Origin of the sequence: Streptomyces davaonensis JCM 4913, assembly GCF_000349325.1 — a bacterium.
Lineage (GTDB): Bacteria > Actinomycetota > Actinomycetes > Streptomycetales > Streptomycetaceae > Streptomyces > Streptomyces davaonensis.
The window spans coordinates 8,504,573-8,530,389 of the sequence record NC_020504.1; the positions used below are offsets into that span (position 1 = coordinate 8,504,573).

Sequence of the window (25,817 nt, forward strand, 5' to 3'; positions counted from 1 at the left end):
TGCCATGACGGACAACAGTGAGGCCGAATTCCGCTATCCCTTCGAGGAACGCTGTGCCGCGGTCCTCCAGGAGATCAGGGAGACAGACGAGTTCGACGTGTATCGAGCGCAGCTCGGAGAAACGCTGTACGCCATGGACGTCGCGGAGAGCGTGTTCGAGTCTCTCGCCGAGACCGACGGTCTGCCGCTCGGTCCGCGCATCCAGGAGTACTTCTTCCGGTACGGCGCGATCGAGGCGGCCTGGCGGTCGCAGCGGCCCGATTCGCCCCTCGTCGGGGAATTCAAGCTCAATCACATCATGAGCGCACTCGTCAACAAGCGCATGAACAAGATCTGGAAGGGCGAGGACGACGAGGAGCGCGCCCTGTACAGCGAACTGCGCATCTTCGACGACACGCCCCAGACCGGCTCCGGCCGCATGTCGCTGCTGCGCGCGACCCCAGGAACGACCGACCCCGAGGTCTGGTTCTTCGACATGCGTCAGGGCGCCATGCCCATGGAGCTCGACTACCCGGCCTATGTGGAGACCCTGCTCGTCACCAAGGGCGTGATCGGCTGGCAGTACCTGTACTGTGCGCCGGAATTCAGCGGTGAGGGCTTCTTCCCCCTCGTGGACGGACTCAGCGAAATGCTCGACGTCTTCCCCCGCCTCTTCCCCCACCACGACTACACAGACCTCCGCACCCGCCTCGAGGAGCGCCTGTGACCCGCTACGCCGACATCCCCAAGCCCATCCGCTCCGGCATAGTCGTCGTCGACCCCGACACCGGCGCCCCGCAACGCGTCATCGTGCTCCAGTTCAACCCGGACACCCTGGAGCGCAGCGTCGCCCCCCAGTCTGCGGGTGACGGCGGTGACGCCGGTGGCGGTGGCACCGGGAGCGGGGACCGCAACGAGGCCCTGCGGCTCAAGGGCCCCGCGCAGGAGACCTGGAAGTTCACCGCCGAGATCGACGCCACCGACCAGTTCGAGATCGCCGCGCCCGACGGGATCCACCCGCAGCTCGCCACGCTGGAGATGCTGGTGCAGCCCACCACCGCCCAACTGCGCGCCGCGAGCAAGCTGTCGCAGAAGGGTGCCATCGAGATCAGCCCGATCGAGATGCCGCTCACCCTGTTCACCTGGGGCAGCAAGCGGGTGATGCCGGTACGGCTCACCGAACTGTCCGTCAACGAGTCCGCGTTCGACGTGAATCTCAACCCGATCCGCGCCTCCCTCTCCATCGGCCTGAAGATCCTCACCGTCAGCGATCTCCCGGCCGGCCACCGGGGCGCGGACCTCTACCTCGCCCATCTCGCGCAGAAGGAGCGGCTCGCCGCCGCCGCGCGGGGCGGCAGCACGGGCGGGCTCGGGCTCGCCGGAACCAACGTCTTCAGCGGAAGGGGCTGAGCCGCACCCATGGCCGACACCGAGCCGTACGAGAACGCCTTCGACGCGATACCCGGCGCCCACCCCTACCCCCGCACCAGCCGCTACCACGACGCCGAGATCGGCATCCACCGGCAGCCCGACGGCACCGAAGTCCGGTACACCAAGCGCCGGTTGCTGCCACCGCTCGACCAGGACGAGACGGTGGGCCACACGGTCGCCGCCGGTGAGCGCCCCGATCTGCTGGGCCAGCGCTACTTCGGCGACCCCGCCCAGTGGTGGCAGATCGCCGACGCCAACCCCGTACTCGATCCCGAGGGGTTGACCGACGAGCCCGGGCGGGTCATCGGCATTCCGCTGACCGGCGGATTCCCCCGCGGAGACCGGCGTGTTTGATCAGCCCGTGGGGCAGGGCCCCGTCCATCTCACCCTCCTCATGGGACCCAAGCTCGCCCGGCCCGTCCCCGCCGAGGTCACCGAGGCACTGCTCACCGCCCAGATCACCGCAACGGCGGGCGAACGCAGCGGCTTCCAGCTGGCCTTCGACCTCACCAAGAACGGCATCATCAGCCGGCGCCTGCTGCCCGAGGGGTTCTTCGACCCGAAGACGCGGATCATCGTCACGGTCAGTGTGAAGGGCACCGCGGAGGTGCTCTTCGACGGGCTGATCGTCCGCCATGAGGTCGGTGCCAGCAACCGGCCGGGGCACTCCACCCTCACCGTCACCGGCGAGGACCTGACGCTGCTGATGGACCTGGAGGAGCGCACCGCCTCCTACCCCAACCTGCCGCCCTCCGAGCGGGTCCTCGCCATCCTGCGCCGCTACTCCGACTACGGCGTCCGGCCCGACGTCTACACCGAGAAGGTCGCCCAGCCCCCGCACCAGGACCTGCGCGTCCACTACCAGACGGGCACCGATCTCCAGTACGTCACCGAACTCGCCCGTGCCAACGGCTACACCTTCTACCTGGAGCCCGGACCCAACCCCGGCCAGTCCTCCGCCCGTTGGGGCCCCGAGGTCCGCCTCGGCATCCGCCAGCACGCCCTCAACGTCAACATGGACGCCCACTCCACCGTGGACCAGCTGACGTTCGCCTACGACGGCACCGCCCGCGAGGAGCCGCAGGCCCGCTGGCAGAACCCCGAGACCCGGCAGTCGGCCCTGCTCCCGCAGCCGTCGATCAGCCCCCTGCGCCCGCCCCTCGGCAAGCGGCCGACCCCGGCCCTGAAGCGCAGGACGCTGTCCGGCACCGCCAAGCAGCAACGCGAGCAGGCCGAGGCGGAGTTGCTGGCCCGTGCCGCGGTCTCCGCCGACGTCGTCTCCGGGTCCGGCTCCCTCGACGTCAACCGGCACGGCTATCTCCTCCACCCCCGCCGGCTCGTCGGCGTGCGCGGCGCCGGACGCGCCTATGACGGCGACTACTTCGTCAAGTCCGTCACCCACAACCTCCGCCCGGGCTCGTACCAGCAGAACTTCACGCTCTCCCGCGAGGGCCTCGAAGCCCGCAGCGACTACGTAAGGCCCTGAAAGCCCCAAGCCCGGAAGGCACAAGCATGGCGGCACCCAGCAATCGCTACCTCGGCAAGTTCCGCGGCCGGGTCGTCGACAACGACGATCCGCTGCGCATCGGCCGGATCACCGTCGAGGTCCCGGACGTGCTCGGCGACGAGCCGTCCACCTGGGCGCTGCCCTGTCTGCCGTTCACCGGGCCCGAGGCCGGCCAGTTCGTGGTGCCGCCGCCCGGCACCGGCGTGTGGGTGGAGTTCGAGCAGGGCGACCCCAGCTTCCCGGTGTGGACGGGCTGTTGGTACGGCGCCGCCGAGGAACTGCCGCCCGACGCGCGCCGCGAGCTCCAGGCGAACTCACCGAGCAAGCCGGTCGTCGTGCAGACACCGGGGAACCACAAGCTCGTCCTGAACGACACGCCCGGCGCTGAGCAGGGGATCCTCCTCCAGGCCCAGGGCGGCGCCTACATCCGCATCACCCAGGAAGCCGTGGTCATCGCGACCGGCGCGGGCGCCGAGGTCATCCTGCGCGGCCGTGAAGTGACCATCAACGAGGGCCAGTTGACCGTGCTCTCGAAGCGATAGAAGACGGGGGACGAACCAAGTTGTCCGGGAGTCTGCTCGACGCGGGAGCCGTGATCGGCTGTCCGCACGGCGGCCGCGCCAGCGCCGCCACCCCACCGACCGCCGCCGTGCTCATCGACGGCCAAGCCGCCGTCACGGCCGCGCACCAGTACCTCGTCACCGGCTGCCCGCACATCGTGGACGGTGTGCCCACGCCCTGCGTCTCGGTGCGCTTCAGCCCCGACGGCGCCACCGGCGTCACGGTCGACGGCGCGTCCGTGCTGCTGGACACCTCCGCGGCCCAGTGCCTGAGCGCGGCCCTCGTCCCGCAGGGACCGCCCGTCGTCCAGGCCGCGCAGCGAAAGGTCACCGTCCGATGAGCCCACGCACCCGCAGCGACATCGCCTTCCCCTTCCGGCCCGACCGCCGAGGCCGCACCGCGCACGCCACGCACGGCGAACACGTCCACGACCTCATCGAGCAACTGCTGTTCACCAGCCCCGGCGAGCGAGTCATGCGCCCCGATTTCGGCTGCGGACTGCTCGATCTGGTCTTCGCGCCGACCAGCCCGGAGCTGGTCAGCACCCTCGAACTGTCCGTGCACGCCGCGCTCCAGCGCTGGCTCGGCGACCTCATCGAGGTCGAGGCCCTCGACGTGATCGGCGACGACCACACCGTCCGCGTCCACCTGTCCTACGTGCTGCGCGCGACCGGCGCCCGCCGCGACGACGTCTTCGAAGGGAGGGCCGCCGCATGAGCCGCCGTACCAAGGTGCGCGCCGCCCAACTGGGCGGAGTCGACGCCGTCGAGGTCAGCGACGACGGGCTGCTGCTCACCGTCACCTTCCTCGGCAAGGCCCCGCACGGCCTCGGCCCGGAGAACGTCCGCATCGACGGCGGCCGCCGGATCACCGGCATCACCGCCGTGGACCTCAGCGTCGAGCGGGAGGAGGACCCCGAACTCGACGACCGGCTCCATGTCACCCTCGACCGGGCCGGGGACACCTCCCGCTACCGGCTCTCCCTCGTCGAGGCCGACCCCTACGGCCGCCCCGGCACGGACCCCTTCCGCGGCTTCGACCAGCGCTATCACAGCGCGGAGTTCTCCTTCCGGCCCGACTGCCCGACCCCCTTCGACTGCAAGGAGGAGGAACACGGGAACGGGGACTTCCCGGCGGCGCCCGTCATCGACTACACGGCCCGCGACTACGACACCATCCGCAAGCTCCTGCTGGACCGGCTCGCGCTCACCACGCCCGACTGGGTCGAGCGCAACCCCGCCGACCTCGGCATCACCCTGGTCGAACTCCTCGCCCACACCGGTGACCTGATCAGCTATCAGCAGGACGCGGTCGCCACCGAGGCCTACCTCGACACCGCCCGCCGCCGCGTCTCCGTACGCCGTCACGTCCGGCTCATCGACTACGCCATGCACGACGGCTGCGCGGCCCGCGCCTACGTCGCCGTGGAGACCGCGGGCGACCACACCCTCGCCCCCGGCACGTACCGCTTCGCCTCCGTCGACGTGCGCACCCTCGACCCGCACGACCGGCCCGAGCCCGGCACCGTCGTCGACGAGATCGACCTCGGCGACCTCGACGAGCGGGGCTCGGTGGAGGTCTTCGAACCGGTCGTCACCGCCGACCCGCTCGAACTGCGCGTCGCCCACAACGCGATCCGCCTGTGGACCTGGGGAGGGGAGACGTGCGCGCTCCCCAAGGGCGCCACCTCCGCCACCCTGCGCGACGACTGGGTCGACCCGGAGACCTGCCGGGACCGCCGACTCGACCTCAGGCCCGGGGACGTGCTGATCCTGGAGGAGGTCAAGGGACCGCGCACCGGCACCCCCGGCGACGCCGACCCCGCCCACCGCCAGGCCGTCCGCCTGGTCTCCGTCACCCCCGCCGTCGACCGCATCGAGGACCAGCCCGTCCTGGAGGTCACCTGGGCCGCCGAGGACGCCCTGCGCTTCCCGCTCTGCCTGACCACGCGCGGCGGCCGCGACTGCCTGCCCGTCGAGGACGTGACCCTGGCCCGCGGCAATGTCGTCCTCGTCGACCACGGCCGCACCCTGACCGGCCTGCCCGAGACCTTCACCGTGCCGCAGGACCCCGCCGTCGTCGCCCCCTGCGACCCTCCCGCCTTCGGCTGCTGGGACGCCGAGGAGGGCAACGCGCCCGCCCGGATCGTCAACTCCCTGACGGAACAGACGGAATCCGGTTCGCTGTTGCGCCCGGACGACATCCGTGAGCTTTTCACCGTCGTCGGCGAACGGCCCACGACCCGCGCCGGACTCGGCCTCCAGCGCGCCGGACAGCGCCACGAACAGGTCGTCCCCGGCACGGCCTACGCCCAGGCCGCCGCCTTGCGCCGGCTGCTCGCCCAGTCCGTCTACCCGGGCATCCGGCCCCGTTTCCGGCCCGTCCTCGGCCGTACCCCCGTCACCCAGGCCGTCCCCTTCCCCGACCCCGGCACGATCGCCGCCGGACAGGCCGAGCGGATCGCCGCCATCCCCGGTCGGATCCGGCAGCGGCTGGTCGAGCTGTGGCACAGCGCCCGCGACCGGGACGGCCTCGGCGAGGAGGAGATCACCGAACTCACCGTCGTCTACGGCCTGAAGGTCGTGGAGCGCCTCGAACTGCGCCGCCATCCCGAGCGCGCCCTGCGCGAACTTCTGCACCGCAGCGACCGATTGCTCGACGCCAAGCTGCGCCGAGTCGAGGTCCTCACGGCACGGGCCCGCGCCGGAACCGTCCTCGACGCCCACATCGCCTGGGAGATCGCGCACAGTTGGGGCCCGCCGTACGCGGCCGGACTCCACCCCGGCGAGCCCGTGCTGCGTGGCTCCGCGACCGGCGCGCTCGCCCAGGACCCGCGGCATGCCCTGCCCGCCGTACGGCTGCACGAGGAGGACCTGGTGTGGCGGCCGCGCCGTGACCTGCTCGACAGCGGGTCGCGTGACCGGCACTTCGTCGGTGAACTGGAGGACGACGGCCGGCTCGCCCTGCGCTTCGGTGATGGGCGGCACGGCGCGCGGCCCACTCCGGGCGCCCGGCTCACCGCGGTGTACCGGCTCGGCGGCGGCACCGCGGGCAACGTCGGCGCCGAGGCCGTCAACCACCTCGTCGTCGCCCTCGACTGCGAGCACCCGCCCGCCGCCGTGGTCCGCAACCCGCTGCCCGCCACCGGCGGCACCGATCCCGAACCACTGGAACAGGTACGCCAGTTGGCCCCGCTCGATCTGCGCCGCACCCGGCTGCGCGCGGTCACCGCCGAGGACTATGCGACCCTCGCCGGCGCCTTGCCCGGCGTCCAGCGTGCCGCCGCCGAACTCCGCTGGACCGGCAGCGTCCAGGAGGCGCACATCGCCGTCGACGCCCTCGGCAGCGGGGCGCCGACGCCGGCACTGCTCGACGCGGTCACCCAGGCGCTGGAGACGTACCGGCGCATCGGCCACGACCTCGTCGTCGGCCCCGCCAGGCTCGTCCCGCTCGACATCGGGCTGACCGTGTGCGCGCTGCCCGGTCACCAGCACGGGCAGATCCTGGCCGAGCTGTACCGCGTGCTCGGCGCGGGCCCGGGCGGTTTCTTTCACCCGGACACCCAGACCTTCGGCGAGTCCGTCCGGCTCAGCCGGCTGGTCGCCGTCGCGGCGGCGGTCCCCGGCGTGGAGAGCGTCGAAGTCACCCGGCTGCAAAGGCTGTTCGAACAGGACCGCGGAGAGAAAGAGGACGGCGTGCTGCGGCTCGGCCCGCTGGAGATCGCCACCTGTGACAACGACCCCGACCGGCCGGAGAACGGCCGACTGGCGATATCCCTGGGAGGTGCCCGATGAGCCAGGCCTGTTCCTGCGGCGGTGCGTGCGGCGGCCACGACGAGCGCCTCGCCCCCGCCCCGCTCCACAACTCGCCCGGCCGCACCGCCCTCGACTACCGCGTCGGCGAGTACGGCTCCTTCCTGGCCGCCCTCCTCGACCGGCTCGCCTCACCGGCGTACCCAGCGCTCGACGGGCTCACCGTGCGCACCCCCGACGACCCGGCGATCGGCCTGCTCGACGCCACCGCTGTCCTCGGTGACCTGCTCACCTTCCACTCCGAGCGGATCGCGGACGAGGCGTATCTCCGTACGGCGAACGAGCACCGGTCGCTCGCGCTGCTCGGGCGGCTCGTCGGGCACCGGGCGCGGCCCGGGGTGGCCGCGGACACGTATCTGGCGTACACGCTGGAGCGCGACGCTCGCGCCGAGGCGCTGCCGGTGGTGATTCCACGCGGGGCCCGGAGTCACAGTGTTCCCGCGTCCGCGGACGAGCAGTCCCTGACCTTCGAGACCAGCCGTGACCTGACGGCTCGCTGGGACTTCAACGAGCTGAAGGTGCGCCGTCGTCGGCCGTCGCCGCTGTCGCCTTCTGATCTGGAGCGGAGGTCCGAGATCTTTGTCGAGGGGACGGCGAACTCCCTTCAGGCCGGGGACCAGTTGCTCTTCGTCTTCGGGGAGCAGGCGGGCGGGGAGCGTTTGTTGCTTCCGGTGGCGAAGGCGCGGGTCGATCGGGAGGAGGAGATCACCGCGATCTCTCTGCCGAAGTCTCCTCCGCCTACCTTGAAGGAACTGGTCGATGAAGTGCGGCGGCGGATCGCGGATGAGGGGCGTCCGGTCAGCCGCCTGATCGAGGACTTCGAGGATCAGGTGCTGGCGCCGTTGCGGGGGGATCTGGACGGGGTGACGAGTCCTGAGGGGCTTGCGGCTCGTCTTGTGGAGCCTGTTGCGCGGTTGGGTGAGGCTCAGGTGTTGGCTGCGGCGTACGAGGACGTGGCCGATTGGTTCGAACGGCTGGAGGCCGTTCTGGCGGACATCGCTGAGCGGGCGATGGAGTTGGCACCTGCGCAAAGTGATTCGTCTGCGGCGCCGCGGGGGCTGGTCGCGCAGTTCCCCGCGCCCCTGAAGGGAGATTCGCGGGCCGCTGCTTATCAAGCACTCAGCGCCCTTCTCCCGGCCCTTCGCGCTATGCCTGGTTCCACCCGTCCTGCCCGTCCCGGCGCCGACCCCGTCGGGCTTCTTGCCGCGTTGCACCCCACACTCCACTCCGCCCTGCGCAAAGCCGCCGCCCCCACCACCCCCGCCCTCCTCCGCGAACTCCTCGCCCTGCGTGTCACCGCCGCCCCCTTCGGTGCCACGGCACCCCTCAAGCCCGTCCAGGACGAACGCGGGCGAGTCATCCGTACCGCCGACTGGCCGCTCACCGGAGCTGTGCTCGCCGGCATGCGCGTCGTGTTCGATCCGGCGGGGAAGGTGCCGGTGCGGGCGGAGTTCCAGTACGTCGAGGGCAGTGGCTCCGACCAGCGCAGCGAGAATCTGCCGGTTCCCCAGCCGGTGCGGTTCGCGCTCGGTGCCGGGCAGGTCGAGTTGTCCGTGCGCTCCGGGCAGGACCGCGATCTGAACTGGCTCAACCGCAGGCCCGCCGACTCCCAGGAGCCGGGGGTCACCGCCCGCTTCCACTCGGGGCTGCCCGAGCGGACGCTGTTCGTGTCGCGGCCCGGTGAGGACGGTCTGATCCAGGTCGGCATCCACAACGGCGACGCCCGGCAGATTCCCGTACGGCCGGGTGCCGACGAGCAGTTCACGCACGGTGATTTCGAGGTCAGCGTCCGGTACACCGTGGGCAGCACCGAGCCCAACGTCGAGGTCGTCATCGCCTCCAAGCCGGAGCCCGTCAACCGCCGGGTGCTCCAGCTCGACACCGTGCACGCCGGGATCACCGTCGGCAGCTGGGTGGCGATCCAGCGCCCGGCGAAGGGCAAGGGCGTACCCGGTGACGCCAAGCTGGCGTTCGTCACCACGCAGGTGGTCGCGGCTCGTACGGCGGCGTACACCAACTACGGCATCACCGGCCGCGGCACCGAACTCACCCTCGCCGACCCGTGGCTGGACGAGTTCGACGTGCTGCTCTCGCACATCCGTGACACCACCGTGCACGCGGCAGGGGAGGCGCTGCGGTTGGCCGACGAGCCCCTCGGTGAGGACGTGCACGGCGACGAGATCGAACTCGCCCAGCTGTACGACGGGTTGCGGCCCGGCCGCACGCTGATCGTCACCGGTGAACGGAGCGACATCCCCGGCACGTCGGGCCTGCCCGCCACCGAGGTCGTCACCGTCGCCACCGCCGACCCGGCCGTCGATCCCCAACTGCCCGGCGACCGGTTGCACACCCGGCTCACCCTCACCACCCGCCTCGCCCACCGTTATCGCCGGGACAGCGTGCGCATCCTCGGCAACGTCGTCGAGGCCACCCATGGCGAGGGCCGCGAGGAGGCCATCGGCAGCGGTGATTCCGACCGCGTGAACCAGACCTTCGCGCTGTGGCAGTCCCCGCTGACCTGGCTCGCCGCCGACAACCCCCTCGGCGCCACCGCGGTGTTGGAGCTCCGCGTGGACGGCGTCCGGTGGCACGAGGTCGACAGTCTCGCCGGACGCGGCCCCACCGAGCGTGTGTACATCACCGGTTCCACCGCCGACGGCCGTACGACGGTGACCTTCGGTGACGGTGTGCACGGCGCCCGGCTGCCCTCCGGCCACGAGAACGTGCGCGCCCGCTACCGCTTCGGCACCGGCAAGGCCGCCAACGTCGCCGCCGACCGGATCACCCAGCCGCTCACCCGCCCGCTCGGCGTCACCCGGGTCACCAACCCCCTTCCCGCGAACGGCGGTTCGGACGCGGACGGGCCCGGTCCCACCCGGCGTACGATCCCGCTCGCCGTGTCCGCCCTGGACCGGCTGGTGTCGCCCGCCGACTACGAGGACTTCGCCCGCTCCCGCGCCGGGATCGGCCGGGCCACCGCGCGCGAACTCTTCGACGGACGGCGCCGGATCCTGCACGTCACGGTCGCGGGCGCCGACGATGTACCGCTGGACGGCTCGGACACCCTGGACGCCCTGCGCGGCGCGCTCACCGAGTACGGTGATCCCGGCCTCCCGGTGCGTGTGGACGCCCGCGAGCCGGTGCTGTTGCTCCTCGCCACGCGGGTGAAGGTGGCCCCGGACCATGCCTGGGAGATCGTCGAACCCCGGCTGCGCCAGGCGCTGCTGCGCCGACTCGGCTACGAGGGGCGCGAGTTGGGGCGGCCCGCCAGGCTCTCCGAGGTGCTGGCCACCGCGCACTCCGTGCCCGGCGTCGAGTATGTGGACGTCGACGTCTTCACCGGCGTCCCCGCCTCCGCCACCCCCGAGGAACTCACCGGCATCCTCACCGACCCCGGCCCGCCCAGGGCCTCGGTTCCGGCGCACCCGGCGACGTACGACGAGAAGGTCCACACCGTCCGAGCCGAGGGCGGCGAGACACTGTCGGAGATCTCCGGCCGCCACGGCGTCCCGCTCGCCGAACTCCTGCGCCTCAACCCCGACATCACCGACACCCGGCGCCTGCCCAAGGGCCGCTCGGTGTTCGTCTTCCGCGGTATCCGCCCCGCCCAGCTCGCGCTGCTGGCGCCGAAGGCCGCGGACACCCTGATCCTGACGGAGGTCAAGTGATACCCCGCGACGTCCAGTCCGAGCCGGCGGTGTCCTCGGAGCCCGACGCCCTCGCCGCGCTGCTGCCCCGCTGGCATCTGCTGCGGGACGCCGAGGAGGGCGGCGCGCTCCGTGAGTTGCTCGCGGTCATGGCCGAGCAGCTCGACCGGGTACGAGACGGCGTGGAGCAGGGCTACGAGGACCTGTTCGTGGAGACGGCGGCCCCCTGGGTGCTGCCGTACCTGGGCGACCTGGTCGGCTACCGCACCCTGCCCGGGTACGAGCGCGTCCTCACCACCGGCCTCCACGACGGCGGTCGCGCCGCCCTCGCCCAGGCCGTCGCCCCGCGCGCGGACGTGGCGGCGACCGTCGGCAACCGGCGACGCAAGGGGACCCTGCATCTGCTGGAGGAGATCTCCGAGCAGGTCGCCGGCTGGCCCGCGCGGGCCGTGGAGCTGTCCCGGCTGGTCGCCCACCACCAGTCGGTGAAGCTGCACCGGGACACGGGCCGGGGGCGGCTCCTGGACCTGCGCGACAACTCCGCCCTCGACCTCGCGGGCGGCCCCTTCGGTACGACGGCGCGCACGGTCGACGTCCGCCGGGCCGACTCCGCGAAACGGCAGGGCGGGTTGAGCCCGGCCGGAGTCGCCCTGTTCGTCTGGCGGCTCAAGGCGCACTCGCTGACGTCGTCCCCGGCGTACTGCATCGACCGCGCCCGCAACCTCTACACCTTCTCTATCCTCGGCAACGACACCCCGCTGGTCACCGAGCCCTTCCCGGAACCGTCGCCCACCCACATCGCGACCATCGACAACGTCCCGGCCTTCGTCCGCCGCAGGCAGCTCCACGACCGGCTGCTGGACTACTACGGCCCCGGCAAGAGCTTCGTCATCCGGCGCGACGGCGAGGACAAGCCCGTGCCGCCCGCCGACATCGTGGTCGCCGACCTCTCGGACTGGCGGTACCGGCCCAAGCGCGGGCAGGTGGCCGTCGACCCCGAGCTGGGCCGCATCGCCTTCGGGTCCCGGACCGCGCCCCGGCAGGGCGTCTGGGTGGACTACCACTACGCGTCCGCCGCCGACATGGGCGGCGGCGAGTACGACCGCCACGACCGCGTGCCCCGTCCGGACGCCGACGTCTACCGGGTCGGGCCGGGACAGCCGTACCGGCAGATCATGGACGCCTACCGGGCCTGGCAGAGCGAACGCGGGCCGGACCGGGCGGGCATCATCGAGATCACGCACAGCGGCGCCTACCAGGAACAGCTCGACTTCGACCTCGACCCCGGCGACCGCCTGGAACTGCGGGCGGCGGAGGGGACCCGGCCGGTGATCCGGCTGCTCGACTGGTACAGCAACCGCCCCGACGCCCTCAACATCCGTGCGGTGGACGACAGTTGCGCCCCGCACGAGAGGCCGCGGATCACCCTCGACGGACTCCTCGTCGCCGGGCGCGGCATCAACGTCACCGGGCCCATGGGTGCTGTCGTCCTACGGCACTCCACTCTCGTACCGGGCTGGTCGCTGGAGCCCGAGTGCGACCCGCACTCGCCGGAGGAGCCCAGCATCGTCATGGAACGCACCACCGCCTGCCTCCAGATCGAGCACAGCGTTCTCGGCACCATCGAGGTCATCGGCGACGAGGTGAGCGAGGACCCCCTCGACATCCACCTGCGCGACAGCATCCTCGACGCCACCGGCCACGACCGCGAGGCCCTCTCGGCGCCCGACTGCCGGCACGCCCACGCGGTCCTCCATCTGCACCGCACCACAGTGATCGGGGAAGTGCACACGCACGCCGTGCGGATCGCCGAGAACTCGATCCTCACCGGCCGCCTCCACGTCGCCCGCCGCGGCATCGGCTGCCTGCGCCACTCCTACGTCCCCGCCGGTTCCCGTACGCCCCGCAGGTTCCGCTGCGTCACGGACGTACGGCCGTTGTTCGCGTCCGAGCGCTACGGCACGCCCTGGTACGGGCTGCTCGCGGACCAGTGCCCGCAGGAGATCCGGCGCGGCTCGGACGACGGCGCCGAGCTGGGCGCCTTCCACGACCTGTACCGGCCGCAGCGCGAGGACGGACTGCGGGCCCGGCTCGCCGAGTACACACCGGCCGGCGCGGACGCCGGGATCTTCTTCGTGACGTGAGCCGCACCGCCACCGACTTCATCAGTACCTTCCCGAACCAGGGGGACCCCCTTCATGCACGCTGACCTCTCCCGCCTCACGTTCCGACCGGAACGGCACTACTCGGCGGTCATCGCCCAGCAGGGCCGCGTCCAGCTCGACGCCGACACCAACGAGCAGACCGCGATCCAGCTCCACCAGGCCCGCACCTTCGCCGCCGACCTGATCGGACGGCACGGCGGCCCGCGCGACGCCACCGGGTTCCGCATCGAGTACGTGGGCGGACGGCACGAGATCGACACCCTGTTCATCCACGGCGGCCGCTACTACGTCGACGGCATCCTGTGCGACGCCGACCGCCCGGCGCCCGGGATCCCGGTGCCCGACGAGGACGCCGACGTCCAGGACAGCACCGAGCCGCCCGCGCACTGGACGTACTGGGACCAGCCCGACGCCCACCTCGACCCCGAGCGGCCCGGCGACCGGCTGCCCTCGCCCGCCCAGGCGCCCTTCGTCGTCTACCTGAAGGTGTGGGAGCGCTCGGTGAGCGCCGCCGAGGACCCGGCGCTGCGCGAGGTCGCCCTCGGCGCCGCACTGCCGGACACCGCCGCCCGCGTCAAGGTCGTCTGGCAGGTGCTGCCGCTGTCGCTGACCGCGCTGGACATCGAGGACGCCGAACCGGCCAAGGAGGTCGTGCGTGCCGCGTTCGACCGGTGGGCCGCCCGCCAGGCCGCCCCCTCGGCCCGGCTCGCCGCCCGCAGCGAACGGCCCGACCACGCCGACGAGGACCCCTGCCTGGTCAAGCCGGACGCCCGCTACCGCGGCCCGGAGAACCAGCTCTACCGCGTCGAGATCCACGCGGGCGGCCCGGCGAAGGACGCCACCTTCAAGTGGTCCCGGGAGAACGGCTCGGTGGTCTTCCCGGTCGACGAACTCGACGGCACCTGGGTGCAGTTGGCGACTCTCGGGCACGACGCCAAGCTCGACCTCGACGTGGGTGACCTCGTCGAGCTCACGGACACCGCGTCCGCCTCCCGCCTCGATGCCCGGCCGCTCATGCGCGTCGAGGAACTGGACCTGCCCGGCCGCCGCGTCCGCCTCTCCGCCGAACCGGAGCCCGGCGTCGGCAGGTTTCCCCACCTGAACCCGTTCCTGCGCCGCTGGGACCACCACGAGGGGCCCAAGCGCAAGGGCCGTACGACCGCCCTCAAGGGCGGCGCCCTGCCCGTCGCGGAGGGGGAGTGGCTGGCCCTGGAGGACGGCGTGGAGGTCTACTTCGCCAAGGACGGCGCCTACCGCACCGGCGACCACTGGATCATCCCGGCCCGCACCGCCACCGGCAGCGTCGAGTGGCCCGTCGACCCGGCCCGCCGCCCGCTGCTCCAGGCACCCGTCGGCATCGCCCGCCACTTCGCGCCCCTCGCCCTGGTCAAGGGCGAGCACGGCGCCGTCGATCTGCGGCTCGCCTTCGGCCCGTTGGCCAGCAGCGTCCCGGCGGCGGACGAGGCGACGCTCGCGGCGGAGGAGCAGGCGCGCCGTGAGGAACAGGCCGCCGAGGACCCCTCCGGCGGACGGTCCGACACGACGGCCGAGGCCGAGGCCACGGCGGAAGGAGACGAGTGATGGCCAAGCCGCTGAGCGCGTCCAAACTGGTGGAGATCCTGCGCGCCGAGGGCCTGACGGTCCACGAGGTGCGCAACTGGCGCTCCCACAACCGCAACAGCAAGGGCCCCTGGGGTCCGGTCAACGGCGTGATGATCCACCACACCGTCACCTCCGGCACCAACGCCTCGGTCGACATCTGCTACGACGGCTACTCCGGCCTGCCCGGACCGCTGTGCCACGGCGTCATTGACAAGAAGGGCCATGTCCACCTCGTCGGCAACGGCCGCGCCAACCACGCCGGGCTCGGTGACAGCGACGTACTGCGCGCCGTGATCAACGAATCGCGGCTGCCCGCCGACAACGAGGCCGACACCGACGGCAACCGGCACTTCTACGGCTTCGAGTGCGTCAACCTCGGTGACGGCAGGGACCCTTGGCCCGAGGCGCAGAAGGAGGCCATCGAGAAGGTGTCGGCGGCGATCTGCCGGCACCACGGCTGGAGCGAGCGGTCCGTCATCGGGCACAAGGAGTGGCAGCCGGGCAAGCAGGACCCGCGCGGCTTCACGATGGACGGCATGCGCAAGCGGATCGCCCAGCGCCTGGGCGGCAAGGCCCCGACTCCGTCGCCCGATCCCAAGCCCGCCCCGCCCAAGCCGTCGTACGAGCCGTTCCCGGGCAGCGGCTTCTTCCACATCGGGCAGAAGTCGCCGGTCATCACGGCGATGGGGCGCCGGCTGGTCGCCGAGGGGTGCGGGCGGTACGAGGAGGGCCCCGGCCCGGAGTGGACCGAGGCCGACCGTCGCTCCTATGCCGCCTGGCAGCAGAAGCAGGGCTTCAAGGGCAAGGATGCCGACGGCATCCCGGGGCGGGTGACCTGGGAGCGGCTGAAGGTGCCGAACGGGCCCAACTGACCTGCTTCCCGGGCTACTTCTGCCGGAGGTCCTTGACCCGCTTGAGCTTGCCGAGGGAGCGCTCCAGGGTCTCCGGCTCGACGATCTCCACCTCGACGCTGACGCCGACACCGTCCTTCACACCCTGCGCGATGGCCCGCGCGGCCTCCTGCCGCTGCTCGGGCCCCGCGTCGGGGCGGGACTCCACCCGGACGGTGAGGTGGTCCATGCGGCCACGCCGGGTGAGCTGGATCTGGAAGTGCGGGGCGACGGCGGGCGTGCGCAGCACGATCTCCTCGATCTGGGTGGGGAAGACGTTCACTCCGCGCAGGATGATCATGTCGTCGCAGCGTCCGGTGACCTTCTGCATCCGGCGGAAGGCGGGCCGCGCGGTGCCGGGCAGCAGCCGGGTCAGATCACGGGTGCGGTACCGGATGATCGGCAGCGCCTCCTTGGTGAGCGAGGTGAACACCACCTCGCCCTCCTCGCCCTCGGGCATGATCTCGTCCGTGATCGGGTCGACGACCTCCGGGTAGAAGTGGTCCTCCCAGATGTGCAGCCCGTCCTTGGTCTCCACGCACTCCTGCGCCACCCCCGGGCCGATCACCTCGGACAGGCCGTATATGTCCACGGCGTGGATCGCGGTGCGCTCCTCGATCTCGCGCCGCATCTCCTCCGTCCACGGCTCGGCGCCGAAGATGCCCACCTTCAGCGAGGTCTCCCGCGGATCGACGCCCTGCTTCTCGAACTCGTCGAGCAGCGTGAGCATGTAGGACGGGGTGACCATGATGATCTCCGGCCGGAAGTCCTGGATGATCTGCACCTGGCGTGCGGTCATCCCGCCGGACGCGGGGATCACCGTGCACCCCGCCCGCTCGGCGCCGTAGTGCGCGCCGAGTCCGCCGGTGAACAGGCCGTAGCCGTAGGAGATGTGCACCTTGTGGCCGGGGCGGCCGCCGGCGGCGCGGATCGAGCGGGCGACGACGTCGGACCACATCGAGATGTCGTTGTCGGTGTACCCGACGACCGTGGGGCGGCCGGTGGTGCCGCTGGAGGCGTGCACGCGCCGCACCTCGGACATCGGGACCGCGAACATGCCGAAGGGGTAGGTGTCCCGCAGGTCGGCCTTGGTCGTGAAGGGGAACCGGGCGAGGTCCTCCAGCGTTCGGCAGTCGTCCGGGGTGACACCGGCCGCGTCGAACTTCTTGCGGTACAGCTCCACATGGTCGTAGGCGTGCCGCAGCGTCTGCCGCAGCCGGTCGAGCTGAAGTTCCCTGAGCTGCTCGCGGGTCAGCCGCTCGGCGTCGTCCAGCAGATCGTGGGGGAGGGGCTCGGCCAGGTTGCTCATCGCGACTCCTTCGGCGCTTCACCGGTCCTGCGTCCGACGCTGCGGCTGCGGCCGCGGAACTCCGCTATGACCTCGTCGCCGCGGGTGACGCTCACGTCGTAGATACCACTGCGGCCGTACCGGGTCCGCTCCTCGGCGCGCGCCACCAGCTCGTCGCCCTCGTGGGCCGGGGCGACGAAGGTGATGTCGGCCCCCGCCGCGACGGTCACCGGGCCATGGCTGTTGCACGCGCAGGCGAAGGCGCTGTCGGCGAGCAGGAACACATAGCCGCCATGGGCGATGCCGTGGCCGTTCACCATGGCCCGGGTCACGGTCATGTGGAGCACCGCCATGCCCTCGCCGTGCTCCAGCAGCTCGATCCCGAGACCCCGGGAGGCCTCGTCCGCGGCGAACATCGCCTCCGCGGAGTGTGCCGTGGTCATCTCCACCACCTCATGCCCCAACCGACCATTCGGTTCGCTTCCGCCACGGCCAAACAATCAGCCGGGCCGCCGCCTGTCAAGGGTCGGTCCGGTGGTCGTACGGGTCTTGCCGGAGGCGCGAAAACGCGTCACACTGGTACCGAACGAATGGTCGGTTGGGAAGCTGGTGCTGATGACGACGACAGACCTCGCCGAGGCCTCGCCCCCGGACGCGCTCCAGGAACACTTCGACGCGACGATCGCGCACGACCAGCGCATCGAGCCGCGCGACTGGATGCCCGACGGCTACCGCAAGACGCTCGTCCGGCAGATCGCGCAGCACGCACACTCGGAGATCATCGGGATGCAGCCCGAGGGCGAGTGGATCACCCGTGCGCCGTCGCTGCGACGCAAGGCGATCCTGTTCGCCAAGGTGCAGGACGAGGCCGGGCACGGCCTGTATCTGTACTCGGCGGCGGAGACCCTCGGCGCGGACCGCGCGGACCTCACCGACCGGCTGATCGAGGGCCGCCAGAAGTACTCGTCGATCTTCAACTACCCGACGCTGAGCTTCGCCGACGTCGGCGTGATCGGCTGGTTCGTGGACGGCGCCGCGATCTGCAACCAGGTCCCGCTGTGCCGCAGCTCCTACGGCCCCTACGCGCGGGCGATGGTGCGGATCTGCAAGGAGGAGTCCTTCCATCAGCGGCAGGGCTACGAACTGCTGATGACGATGATGCGCGGCACCGACGCCCAGCGCGAGATGGTGCAGGACGCGGTGAACCGCTGGTGGTGGCCGTCGCTGATGATGTTCGGCCCGCCCGACGACGCCTCCCCCAACTCGGCGCAGTCGATGGCCTGGAAGATCAAGCGGCACAGCAACGACGAACTGCGTCAGCGCTTCGTCGACATGACCGTCCCGCAGGCCGAGAAGCTGGGCGTCACGCTGCCCGACCCGGACCTGAAGTGGAACGCCGAGCGCGGCCGGCACGACTTCGGCACCCCCGACTGGGACGAGCTGATGCGGGTCATCAAGGGCGGCGGACCGTGCAACGCCCAGCGGATGGAACGGCGCAGAAGCGCCCACGAGGATGGCGCCTGGGTGCGCGAGGCGGCCACCGCCCACGCGGCCAAGCGGGCCCGGAAGGAACCGTCGGCATGAGCAACACCGAGAGCTGGCCCCTGTACGAGGTCTTCGTACGCGGCAAGCGCGGCCTGAACCACGTCCACGTGGGCTCGCTGCACGCCGCCGACGACACGATGGCCCTCACCCACGCCCGTGACCTGTACACGCGGCGCAACGAGGGCGTGTCGATCTGGGTCGTGCGCTCCGAGCACATCGCCGCCTCCACCCGGGACGAGAAGGACCCCTTCTTCGCCCCCAGCGCGGACAAGGTCTACCGCCACCCGACGTTCTACGACATCCCCGACGATGTCCCGCACATTTAGGAGCCGGGGATGAGTGAGGACCACGTCTACATGACCCTCGCCGAGGGCCACGAGGACGACACCCGCTGGGCCTACGGCACCGGCTTCGAGGACCCCCTGCACGGCGTCGACACCACCGTGCCCGAGGGCGTCGACGCCGCCGGCCTCGCCGCGACCTGCGTCGCCCTGGCCGACGACGCGCTCGTCTCGGCCCAGCGCCTCGCGGAGTGGATCACCCGCGCCCCCGAACTGGAGGAGGAGGTCGCGCTCGCCAACATCGGCCTCGACCTGCTCGGCCAGGCCCGCCTGCTGTACTCCCGCGCCGGACAGGCCGACGGCACCGGCCGCGACGAGGACGCCTACGCCTACTTCCGCGACGCAGCCGACTTCCGCAACGTCCGGCTCGCCGAACTCCCCGGCGGCGACTTCGCGTTCTCCATCGTGCGACTGCTGGTCCTGTCCAGCTGGCGCCTCGCCCACTTCGAGCGGCTGGTCTCCCACCCCGACCCGGTGCTCTCCGCGGTCGCCGCCAAGGGCGTGAAGGAACTGACCTATCACCGGCAGTACGCCGCCGAGTGGGCGGTCCGCCTGGGCGACGGCACCGAGGAGTCGCACCGCCGGATGCGCAAGGCCGTCGAGCAGATCGCCCCGTACCTCGGCGAGTTGTTCACCGCCTGCGACGTACGCGACGAGGTCGTCGCCGTGCTGCGCCAGGTGACCGAGGAGGCCGGACTGCCCATGCCCGCGTTCCGGCCGTCCCCCGGCTCCGGCCGCGACGGCGAGCACACCGAGCATCTCGCCCCGCTCCTGGCGGAGTTGCAGAGCGTGGCCCGCGCCCATCCGGGGGCGACATGGTGACCCTCGCGCTCGACGCACGGCACGCCCGGGAGATCGCCGAGCGGGTGCCGGACCCCGAGCTGCCCATGCTGACCCTCGCCGACCTGGGCGTGCTGCGCGAGGTGACGCTCACCGAGGACGGCACGGTCGTCGCCGACCTCACCCCCACCTACTCCGGTTGCCCCGCCATGGCCGAGATGCGGGCCGACGTCGCCGCCCGGCTCCGGGACGCCGGGTACGCGCGCGTGGAGATCCGTACCGTCCTGAACCCGCCGTGGACCAGCGACTGGATCACCCCGGAAGGCCGCCGCAAGCTCACCGAGCACGGCATCGCCCCGCCCGGCGCCGCCCCCAGCGGCCCGGTGCCGCTCTCGCTGTCGCCCACCCGGCACACGGTGCCCTGCCCGCGCTGCGGATCCGCGGACACCGAGGAGACCTCCCGGTTCGCCGCCACCTCCTGCAAGGCGCTCTGGCGCTGCCGCGCCTGCCGCGAGCCGTTCGAGTACGTCAAGGAGATCTGATGGCCCCGACCGCCCCCGCCGAGGCCGTGAAGCCACGCCCGCGCCGCCGCCCGGTCTTCCACCCGCTGCGGGTCGCCGCGGTGCAGCCGCTGTGCGAGGACGCCGCCGCCGTCGGTTTCGAGATCCCGGCCGAGCTGGCCGAGGAGTTCGCCTTCGCGCCCGGCCAGTCGCTCACCCTGCGACGCGAGATCGACGGCCGTGACGAGCGCCGCTCCTACTCGATCTGCACGCCCGCCGGAGCGGCCCCGCGCATCGGCGTCCGGGTGGTCCCCGGCGGCCTGTTCTCCTCCTGGCTGGTCAACGACCTCCGCCCCGGCGACACCGTCGAGGTGATGGCCCCCACCGGCAACTTCACCCCGGACCTCACCACCCCCGGCCACCATGTGCTGCTCGCGGCGGGCTCCGGCATCACCCCGATGCTCTCCATCGCCGAGTCGGTCCTGGCCGCCGACTCCCGCTCCAGCGTCACCCTGTTCTACGGCAACCGGCGCTCCGGCACGGTGATGTTCGCCGACGAGCTGGCCGACCTGAAGGACCTGTACCCGAGCCGGTTCCAGCTCGCGCATGTCCTGTCCCGTGAACCCCGGGAGGCCGAGGTGCTCTCCGGACGCCTCGACGCAGACCGGCTCTCGGCGCTGATCGACGGCCTGGTCGACGTGGAGAGCGCCGACCACTGGTGGCTGTGCGGACCGCACGGCATGGTCCGGGACGCCCAGCGGGTCCTGGGCGAACTCGGCGTCCCCGGCGACCGGGTCCACCAGGAGCTGTTCTACGCCGACGACGAGCCGGTGCGCGAGGTGCACCACGAGGAGGCCGGGCCCACCGGCCCGGTCAGCCAGGTCACCCTGGTCCTCGACGGCCGCTCCACCACCTCCGCCCTGCCCCGCGAGCGGACCATCCTGGACAGTGCCCAACGCTCCCGCCCCGACCTGCCGTTCGCCTGCAAGGGCGGCGTCTGCGGCACCTGCCGCGCCCTGGTCACCGACGGCAAGGCCGACATGCGCCGCAACTTCGCCCTCGAAGAGGCCGAGGTCGAAGCGGGCTATGTGCTGACCTGCCAGTCGTACCCGGTCTCCGAGACGCTGACGGTCGACTACGACAGCTGAGGCCACGACAGCTGAAAAGGCCTCCGGCCGTCCCGCGTGAGGGGACGGCCGGAGGCCTTGAAGCAGAGGCGAGGAAAGCGAGGGGACTAGATCATTGAATCCGTTTTCACGGAGGTAGAAGGAAGCCCCCTCATGGCCTCGCCGCGGCTCACGCTATCAGTCACTGCGGGATCAGGTCGCGCAGATTTTCGAGGGTCACGACCCGGGAGTCCGGGTGGAGCCCCTCGGGACGCTGGAGCCCGATGTAGGTGACGGGACCGTCCGGGACCTTCTCCCCGTCCCACACCGTCACGGCATCGCCGGCCATCAGCTCCGCCAGGTAGCGCACGGTCAGCTGCTCCCGCTCGACGATCCCCCGCAGCAGCGTCGCCACCGACACCCGGTTTCCCTCGACCCGGTTGGATGTCGGGTTGCCCAGCAGGTACAGGTGCAGCCACTTGGCCCGCCACCGCCCGTCGGCCCCGCGCAGGAAGGCGAGCGGCAGCGCCACCCGGCCAGGACCCCGCAGCTCCGACTTCATCCGCACGGTCCTGGGCTCGAACGGCCGCCCCTTCTGCTCGCCCTCCCGCAGCATGAACCCGAAGAACGACTCCTCGACCTCCTCGAAGCCCTCCCCGGAGTAGAGGTTGACCTGCGGCACGACGAACGCGCCGCGTACCGCCCCCAGCCGGAGGTTGATGAACTCCGAGGCCCCCTCGGGTGCTTCGGTGATGTCACCGGAGTGCTCGCCCTCCACCTCGGTGAGGTTCGTCCACGAGAGCCAGCCGAGAGTCGCGTAGTCCTCGTCCAGCATCAGGGCCGACAGGTCGTAGTCCGTGGTCCGGCGCCGCTGCTTCCAGTACACGAAGAACCGCAGCAGCTCGCCCTCGACCGGCGAGAGCGAACCGCGCGGCAGCACACCGAGCCCGGCCGCCGTGCCCCGCCCGCTGAGGGGCAGCGCCACGTCGAGCACGTCCGGGTCGACGAACAGGTGCCCCGGGTCCGGCAGCCGTCGGCGGATCTCGGCGTCGAGCGCGTCGATCAGCCGCCCGCGCTCGTGCCCCGGCAGCGGGGCGCGCCGATCGTCCGACACCCAGGCACGGCCACGCCGGTTGACGAACACCCGGCGCAGGCCCGTGTCCTCGGCCCGGTTGTGCAGATGCTCGCGCACCGACAGCAGGACGCGCCCCGCGACCTCCGGGGCGACCGCCTCGGCCGCGGCCACGACGGCGTCCAGCTCCTCCTGCGTACCGCACCCGCACAGCAGCCGGTCCAGCGACCGGAACAGCCGTCCGGGCGCGCTCTTCAGCACCTCCGCGGCCCCCGCGATCTCCCCGGCGCCGAGCAGCTCCTCCACCCGACGGTCGAACGACGGCGCCTTCCGCTCACCGCGCGCCACCGCGAACACCTCGGCGGCGTGCGGCCACTGCGGGAACTCGTGCGGGTGCAGCCGCTCCCCGAGCCGCTTGAACGCCTCACGGTGCACGGGTACGTCGGCCAGCTTGCCGGGCGCCGCCGCGACGACGGAGTCCAGGCCCGCGAGCAGCGCGCGCCGCACCGGACGGGACAGACCCCGGAACCGGGTCGGCTCCTGGAGCGTGACATCGCCGTCGGACAGCGCACAGGCCAGCCGCAGCACATCCGTCACCGTGTCCAGCAGCAGCCCGGCACCCGCGGCCAGCCGGGCCCGGTTGACCACGGCCCGGTTCTCCCGCACCGGAATCTCCTCCGGCTGCGGCCCGTCGGCGCACGCCCCGGCCAGCATCGCGAGGTCGGCGAGCCGCTCGTCGCCCAGCGGGGTGGCGGACCCCGCGAGCGCCAGATACAGCGCGCCGATCTCGTCGTCGAGCTCGCCGCCCGGATGCAGCACGGTCACCCGGTCACCGACGGCGGCGATCAACTCCTCGTGCGCGGCGAGCAGATCGGCGTACGAGTGCTGGTAGCGGCCGTACGCCGGCAGGGTCAGCAGGTTCACCGTGCCGGTGCTCAACTGGTCGAGGATCCCGGGCCGTACGGACTCGTCGGCGAGGGCGCGGACCAGGCAGTCCCGCCAGAAGTCCACGGTGTCCGGGACGTTGGCCGGGAAGTCGATGAAGTACGCGTTGTGCTGGACGTGGTCGCCGACCAGCTCCCGGACGACGGGCAGGGTGCGCGCGGCGGTGTCCACGACCGTCTCCTCGGACAACTCCGAGAGCCGCGCCAGCAGTTCTGCCGAGAGCTTGAAGCCGACCTCCATCAGAGCGGCGTCGAACTGCCGCGCGGCGACGGCGCCTTGCCCCGCGGGACCGATGGGCGCGGGGAGGCGAAGAGTGTGGCGGACGACCAGCGATTCCAGGCTGTGCGACATGCCAGGGATGATCCCAGGGGCGTACGCGTGTGCGCATTCGGGTTTTTGTGCAGCCACCGGCCGTGGGCCTCGCTCCCGACGCGGCCGCGACCGGCGCCCGGGCGGCGGCCCGTACAGTCGGGCCGTCATGTCGGGCAGGGCGGGAGGGGTCCCATGCCGTCGTCGATACGTCCGCAGCCGGTGGTGGGCTCACCGGCCCCCAGCGCGGTGTTCCTGGTGGCCACCGTCGAGCCGGGCGGCGAGTCCGCGGTGCGCGAACTGCTGGGCGGACTCGCCGGGTTGGTCCGCGCTCTCGGGTTCCCGCACCCCGACGGCGACCTGACCTGCGTCGCCGGAGTCGGATCGGCCGCCTGGGACCGGCTCTTCGGCCACCCGAAGCCGGCCGAGCTGCACCCCTTCCGGGAGCTTACGGGTGACCGGCACCGCGCCGTGTCCACCCCGGGCGATCTGCTCCTCCACATCAGGGCCGCCCGCCAGGACCTGTGCTTCGCGCTCACCGCGGAGATCCTCAAGTCCCTGCGCGGTGCGATCACCGTCCAGGACGAGGTGCAGGGGTTCTCCTGGTTCGACGCGCGCAATCTCCTCGGCTTCGTCGACGGCACCGAGAACCCGGTCGGACCGGACGCCTCGGACGCGGCGCTGATCGACGAGGAGGACCCCGGGTTCCGCGGCGGCGCCTACGTCGTCGTGCAGAAGTACCTGCACGACCTGGACGCCTGGGAGGCCCTCACGGTCGAGGCGCAGGAGCGGGTCATCGGCCGCTCCAAGCAGAACAACCTGGAACTCGACGTCCCCGGCTCCCACGTCGACGTGAACACCGTCACGGGCCCGGACGGGGAGCCCCTGGAGATCCTGCGCGCCGCGATGCCGTTCGGCAGGCCGGGCCGCGGTGAGTTCGGCACGTACTTCCTCGCCTACGCCCGTACCCCCGACGTCATCGAGACCATGCTCGGCCGGATGTTCCTGGGCTCACCGCACAGCGGCCCCGACCCGATCCTCGACTACTCCCGGGCCGTCACCGGAACACTGTTCTTCGCGCCGTCCGCCGACTTCCTGGGATCCCTGAAGAGCTGAGGTCAGTCGTCCTGCCGGGCCGCCTGCTCGGCCTGCTTCTGCTTGATGCGGGCCGACTCCTTGCGGACCTCGGCCTGGGTGGCGCGCTCCTTGCGGAGCCACTCGGGCTCCTCCTGCTTCAGCGCCTCGATCTGGTCCGTGGTGAGCGCCTCGGTGATCCCGCCCCGGGCCAGGCCCGCGATGGACACGCCGAGCTTCGCCGCCACCACCGGACGGGGGTGCGGACCGGTGCGGCGCAGCTCGCGCAGCCACTGGGGCGGGTCGGCCTGGAACGCGTTCAGCTCGGCGCGCGAGACGACACCCTCGCGGAAGTCTGCGGGGGTGGCGTCGAGGTACACACCCAGCTTCTTGGCCGCGGTCGCGGGCTTCATCGTCTGGGTGGAATGGTGCTGCGTCATGCCTCCAGGGTATCGACCGGTGGAACACTCGCCGACCACGGCCGGTAGCCTGGCCAGGTGACAGGCTCGGAAGCACCCCTGACGTTCCGGCTCGCGTACGTACCCGGAGTGACACCCTCGAAGTGGGTGCGGATCTGGCACGAGCGCTACCCCGACGTCCCCCTCGACCTCCTCTCGGTCACCGCGGCCGAGGCCCCCGAGGCGCTCCGGGACGGTCGCGCGGACGCCGCGTTCGTCCGGCTGCCGGTCGACCGGACGTTCTTCAGCGCGATCCCGCTCTACACCGAGACCACCGTCGTCGTGGTGCCCAAGGAACACGCGATCGCGGCCGTCGACGAGGTCACCGCGGAGGATCTGGCCGACGAGGTCGTCTTCCACCCCCTGGACGACGTCCTCGGCTGGGAGCGGCCGCCGGGCGAGCCGGGCTTCGAGCGGCCCGCGACCACCGCGGACGCGATCGAGCTGGTCGCGGCGAACGTCGGCCTCCTCGTCGTGCCCCAGTCACTCGCCCGGCTCCACCACCGCAAGGACCTCACCTACCGCACTCTGGTGGACGCCCCCGAGTCGGGCATCGCCCTGTCCTGGCCGGAGGAGGCCACGACGGACCTGGTCGAGGACTTCATCGGCGTGGTCCGCGGTCGTACGGTCAACAGCACCCGGGGCCGCGCGACGGCCCAGGAGCAGCCGAAGGCGAAGGCGAAAGCCAAGGCCCAGGAGCAGCCCAAGCGCAAGCACCCCGACACCACGGCCGCGCGCCGCAAGCCCGCCCCCGCCAAGAAGGGCGCCCCCGGCCGCCGCGGAAAGCCCCGCCGCCGCTCGTAGG

Annotated in this window: 23 protein-coding genes; 19 read left to right on the forward strand and 4 right to left on the reverse strand. The window is 71.9% G+C overall.

What is annotated here, in order from left to right; genetic code table 11:
• Positions 1-4 precede the first annotated feature (4 nt).
• From BN159_RS37580 to BN159_RS37635, 12 genes are read left to right on the forward strand one after another with little or no spacing between them, the layout of a single operon-like run.
• A complete protein-coding gene (locus BN159_RS37580) occupies positions 5-706 on the forward strand; it encodes a hypothetical protein (RefSeq protein ID WP_015662282.1) in 702 nt (233 codons plus the stop codon).
• Positions 703-1,389 carry a hypothetical protein gene (locus BN159_RS37585; RefSeq protein ID WP_015662283.1) on the forward strand — a complete coding sequence of 229 codons (687 nt, stop codon included), beginning with the start codon at positions 703-705 and terminating at the stop codon, positions 1,387-1,389. Before BN159_RS37580 ends, BN159_RS37585 begins: the two co-directional genes overlap by 4 nt.
• A 9-nt stretch (positions 1,390-1,398) precedes the next feature.
• Entirely contained in the window at positions 1,399-1,764 is a 366-nt protein-coding gene (locus tag BN159_RS37590; RefSeq protein ID WP_015662284.1) for a type 2 periplasmic-binding domain-containing protein, read from the forward strand.
• Complete coding sequence (locus tag BN159_RS37595; RefSeq protein ID WP_015662285.1) at positions 1,757-2,896, forward strand: hypothetical protein; 1,140 nt, start codon at positions 1,757-1,759, stop codon at positions 2,894-2,896. Before BN159_RS37590 ends, BN159_RS37595 begins: the two co-directional genes overlap by 8 nt.
• A gap of 26 nt (positions 2,897-2,922) precedes the next feature.
• The gene (locus BN159_RS37600) at positions 2,923-3,459 is read left to right on the forward strand and encodes a phage baseplate assembly protein V (RefSeq protein WP_015662286.1); all 537 of its coding nucleotides are present in this window, start codon (positions 2,923-2,925) and stop codon (positions 3,457-3,459) included.
• 20 nt (positions 3,460-3,479) lie between these two features.
• A complete protein-coding gene (locus tag BN159_RS37605; protein WP_015662287.1) occupies positions 3,480-3,818 on the forward strand; it encodes a hypothetical protein in 339 nt (112 codons plus the stop codon).
• A complete protein-coding gene (locus tag BN159_RS37610) occupies positions 3,815-4,195 on the forward strand; it encodes a GPW/gp25 family protein (RefSeq protein ID WP_015662288.1) in 381 nt (126 codons plus the stop codon). Before BN159_RS37605 ends, BN159_RS37610 begins: the two co-directional genes overlap by 4 nt.
• Complete coding sequence (locus BN159_RS37615) at positions 4,192-7,272, forward strand: putative baseplate assembly protein (RefSeq protein WP_015662289.1); 3,081 nt, start codon at positions 4,192-4,194, stop codon at positions 7,270-7,272. Before BN159_RS37610 ends, BN159_RS37615 begins: the two co-directional genes overlap by 4 nt.
• A complete protein-coding gene (locus tag BN159_RS37620) occupies positions 7,269-10,958 on the forward strand; it encodes a putative baseplate assembly protein (RefSeq protein WP_015662290.1) in 3,690 nt (1,229 codons plus the stop codon). Before BN159_RS37615 ends, BN159_RS37620 begins: the two co-directional genes overlap by 4 nt.
• The gene (locus tag BN159_RS37625) at positions 10,955-13,081 is read left to right on the forward strand and encodes a hypothetical protein (protein WP_015662291.1); all 2,127 of its coding nucleotides are present in this window, start codon (positions 10,955-10,957) and stop codon (positions 13,079-13,081) included. The genes BN159_RS37620 and BN159_RS37625 overlap by 4 nt, the downstream gene beginning before the upstream one ends.
• 54 nt (positions 13,082-13,135) lie before the next feature.
• Positions 13,136-14,683 carry a DUF6519 domain-containing protein gene (locus BN159_RS37630; protein ID WP_015662292.1) on the forward strand — a complete coding sequence of 516 codons (1,548 nt, stop codon included), beginning with the start codon at positions 13,136-13,138 and terminating at the stop codon, positions 14,681-14,683.
• Positions 14,683-15,576 (forward strand): peptidoglycan-binding protein, encoded by an 894-nt coding sequence (locus BN159_RS37635; RefSeq protein ID WP_015662293.1) that lies wholly within the window; start codon positions 14,683-14,685, stop codon positions 15,574-15,576. The genes BN159_RS37630 and BN159_RS37635 overlap by 1 nt, the downstream gene beginning before the upstream one ends.
• 13 nt (positions 15,577-15,589) lie before the next feature.
• Here BN159_RS37635 and paaK read toward each other — a convergent pair whose 3' ends face one another.
• Both paaK and paaI read right to left on the reverse strand, forming a co-directional pair.
• A complete protein-coding gene (gene paaK, locus BN159_RS37640; protein WP_015662294.1) occupies positions 15,590-16,903 on the reverse strand; it encodes a phenylacetate--CoA ligase PaaK in 1,314 nt (437 codons plus the stop codon).
• Complete coding sequence (paaI, locus tag BN159_RS37645; protein ID WP_015662295.1) at positions 16,900-17,325, reverse strand: hydroxyphenylacetyl-CoA thioesterase PaaI; 426 nt, start codon at positions 17,323-17,325, stop codon at positions 16,900-16,902. Before paaI ends, paaK begins: the two co-directional genes overlap by 4 nt.
• A 172-nt stretch (positions 17,326-17,497) precedes the next feature.
• Between paaI and paaA the strand changes: the two genes are divergently transcribed.
• From paaA to paaE, 5 genes are read left to right on the forward strand one after another with little or no spacing between them, the layout of a single operon-like run.
• Complete coding sequence (gene paaA, locus BN159_RS37650; protein ID WP_041822155.1) at positions 17,498-18,466, forward strand: 1,2-phenylacetyl-CoA epoxidase subunit PaaA; 969 nt, start codon at positions 17,498-17,500, stop codon at positions 18,464-18,466.
• Positions 18,463-18,753 carry a 1,2-phenylacetyl-CoA epoxidase subunit PaaB gene (gene paaB / locus BN159_RS37655; protein ID WP_015662297.1) on the forward strand — a complete coding sequence of 97 codons (291 nt, stop codon included), beginning with the start codon at positions 18,463-18,465 and terminating at the stop codon, positions 18,751-18,753. The genes paaA and paaB overlap by 4 nt, the downstream gene beginning before the upstream one ends.
• A gap of 9 nt (positions 18,754-18,762) precedes the next feature.
• Complete coding sequence (paaC, locus tag BN159_RS37660) at positions 18,763-19,590, forward strand: 1,2-phenylacetyl-CoA epoxidase subunit PaaC (RefSeq protein ID WP_015662298.1); 828 nt, start codon at positions 18,763-18,765, stop codon at positions 19,588-19,590.
• Positions 19,584-20,090, forward strand: coding sequence for a 1,2-phenylacetyl-CoA epoxidase subunit PaaD (paaD, locus tag BN159_RS37665; RefSeq protein WP_015662299.1), 507 nt, complete (start codon positions 19,584-19,586; stop codon positions 20,088-20,090). Before paaC ends, paaD begins: the two co-directional genes overlap by 7 nt.
• Complete coding sequence (gene paaE, locus BN159_RS37670; RefSeq protein ID WP_015662300.1) at positions 20,090-21,196, forward strand: 1,2-phenylacetyl-CoA epoxidase subunit PaaE; 1,107 nt, start codon at positions 20,090-20,092, stop codon at positions 21,194-21,196. The genes paaD and paaE overlap by 1 nt, the downstream gene beginning before the upstream one ends.
• Positions 21,197-21,356: 160 nt before the next feature.
• On the opposite strand, the gene BN159_RS37675 is transcribed toward paaE, so the two are convergent.
• Positions 21,357-23,522 carry a TerD family protein gene (locus BN159_RS37675; protein WP_015662301.1) on the reverse strand — a complete coding sequence of 722 codons (2,166 nt, stop codon included), beginning with the start codon at positions 23,520-23,522 and terminating at the stop codon, positions 21,357-21,359.
• A gap of 153 nt (positions 23,523-23,675) precedes the next feature.
• Between BN159_RS37675 and BN159_RS37680 the strand changes: the two genes are divergently transcribed.
• Entirely contained in the window at positions 23,676-24,596 is a 921-nt protein-coding gene (locus BN159_RS37680) for a Dyp-type peroxidase (protein WP_015662302.1), read from the forward strand.
• Between the two features lie 2 nt (positions 24,597-24,598).
• Here the strand turns inward: BN159_RS37680 and BN159_RS37685 are convergent, their stop codons facing one another.
• Entirely contained in the window at positions 24,599-24,994 is a 396-nt protein-coding gene (locus tag BN159_RS37685; protein ID WP_015662303.1) for a DUF5997 family protein, read from the reverse strand.
• Between the two features lie 57 nt (positions 24,995-25,051).
• Here BN159_RS37685 and BN159_RS37690 point away from each other — a divergent pair, with 57 nt between their 5' ends.
• Entirely contained in the window at positions 25,052-25,816 is a 765-nt protein-coding gene (locus tag BN159_RS37690) for a LysR family substrate-binding domain-containing protein (protein ID WP_015662304.1), read from the forward strand.
• Position 25,817 lies beyond the last annotated feature (1 nt).

What these genes read in the sequence shown, in the direction of transcription:
- BN159_RS37610 (WP_015662288.1), top strand. Translation starts at nt 3,815, where the DNA reads ATGAGCCCACGCACCCGCAGCGACATCGCCTTCCCCTTCCGGCCCGAC.
- paaE (WP_015662300.1), top strand. Translation starts at nt 20,090, where the DNA reads ATGGCCCCGACCGCCCCCGCCGAGGCCGTGAAGCCACGCCCGCGCCGC.
- paaB (WP_015662297.1), top strand. Translation starts at nt 18,463, where the DNA reads ATGAGCAACACCGAGAGCTGGCCCCTGTACGAGGTCTTCGTACGCGGC.
- BN159_RS37680 (WP_015662302.1), top strand. Translation starts at nt 23,676, where the DNA reads ATGCCGTCGTCGATACGTCCGCAGCCGGTGGTGGGCTCACCGGCCCCC.
- paaD (WP_015662299.1), top strand. Translation starts at nt 19,584, where the DNA reads ATGGTGACCCTCGCGCTCGACGCACGGCACGCCCGGGAGATCGCCGAG.
- BN159_RS37620 (WP_015662290.1), top strand. Translation starts at nt 7,269, where the DNA reads ATGAGCCAGGCCTGTTCCTGCGGCGGTGCGTGCGGCGGCCACGACGAG.
- BN159_RS37600 (WP_015662286.1), top strand. Translation starts at nt 2,923, where the DNA reads ATGGCGGCACCCAGCAATCGCTACCTCGGCAAGTTCCGCGGCCGGGTC.
- BN159_RS37580 (WP_015662282.1), top strand. Translation starts at nt 5, where the DNA reads ATGACGGACAACAGTGAGGCCGAATTCCGCTATCCCTTCGAGGAACGC.
- paaI (WP_015662295.1), bottom strand. Translation starts at nt 17,325, where the DNA reads ATGACCACGGCACACTCCGCGGAGGCGATGTTCGCCGCGGACGAGGCC.
- BN159_RS37675 (WP_015662301.1), bottom strand. Translation starts at nt 23,522, where the DNA reads ATGTCGCACAGCCTGGAATCGCTGGTCGTCCGCCACACTCTTCGCCTC.
- BN159_RS37590 (WP_015662284.1), top strand. Translation starts at nt 1,399, where the DNA reads ATGGCCGACACCGAGCCGTACGAGAACGCCTTCGACGCGATACCCGGC.
- paaK (WP_015662294.1), bottom strand. Translation starts at nt 16,903, where the DNA reads ATGAGCAACCTGGCCGAGCCCCTCCCCCACGATCTGCTGGACGACGCC.
- paaC (WP_015662298.1), top strand. Translation starts at nt 18,763, where the DNA reads ATGAGTGAGGACCACGTCTACATGACCCTCGCCGAGGGCCACGAGGAC.
- BN159_RS37685 (WP_015662303.1), bottom strand. Translation starts at nt 24,994, where the DNA reads ATGACGCAGCACCATTCCACCCAGACGATGAAGCCCGCGACCGCGGCC.
- BN159_RS37635 (WP_015662293.1), top strand. Translation starts at nt 14,683, where the DNA reads ATGGCCAAGCCGCTGAGCGCGTCCAAACTGGTGGAGATCCTGCGCGCC.
- BN159_RS37630 (WP_015662292.1), top strand. Translation starts at nt 13,136, where the DNA reads ATGCACGCTGACCTCTCCCGCCTCACGTTCCGACCGGAACGGCACTAC.
- BN159_RS37615 (WP_015662289.1), top strand. Translation starts at nt 4,192, where the DNA reads ATGAGCCGCCGTACCAAGGTGCGCGCCGCCCAACTGGGCGGAGTCGAC.
- paaA (WP_041822155.1), top strand. Translation starts at nt 17,498, where the DNA reads ATGACGACGACAGACCTCGCCGAGGCCTCGCCCCCGGACGCGCTCCAG.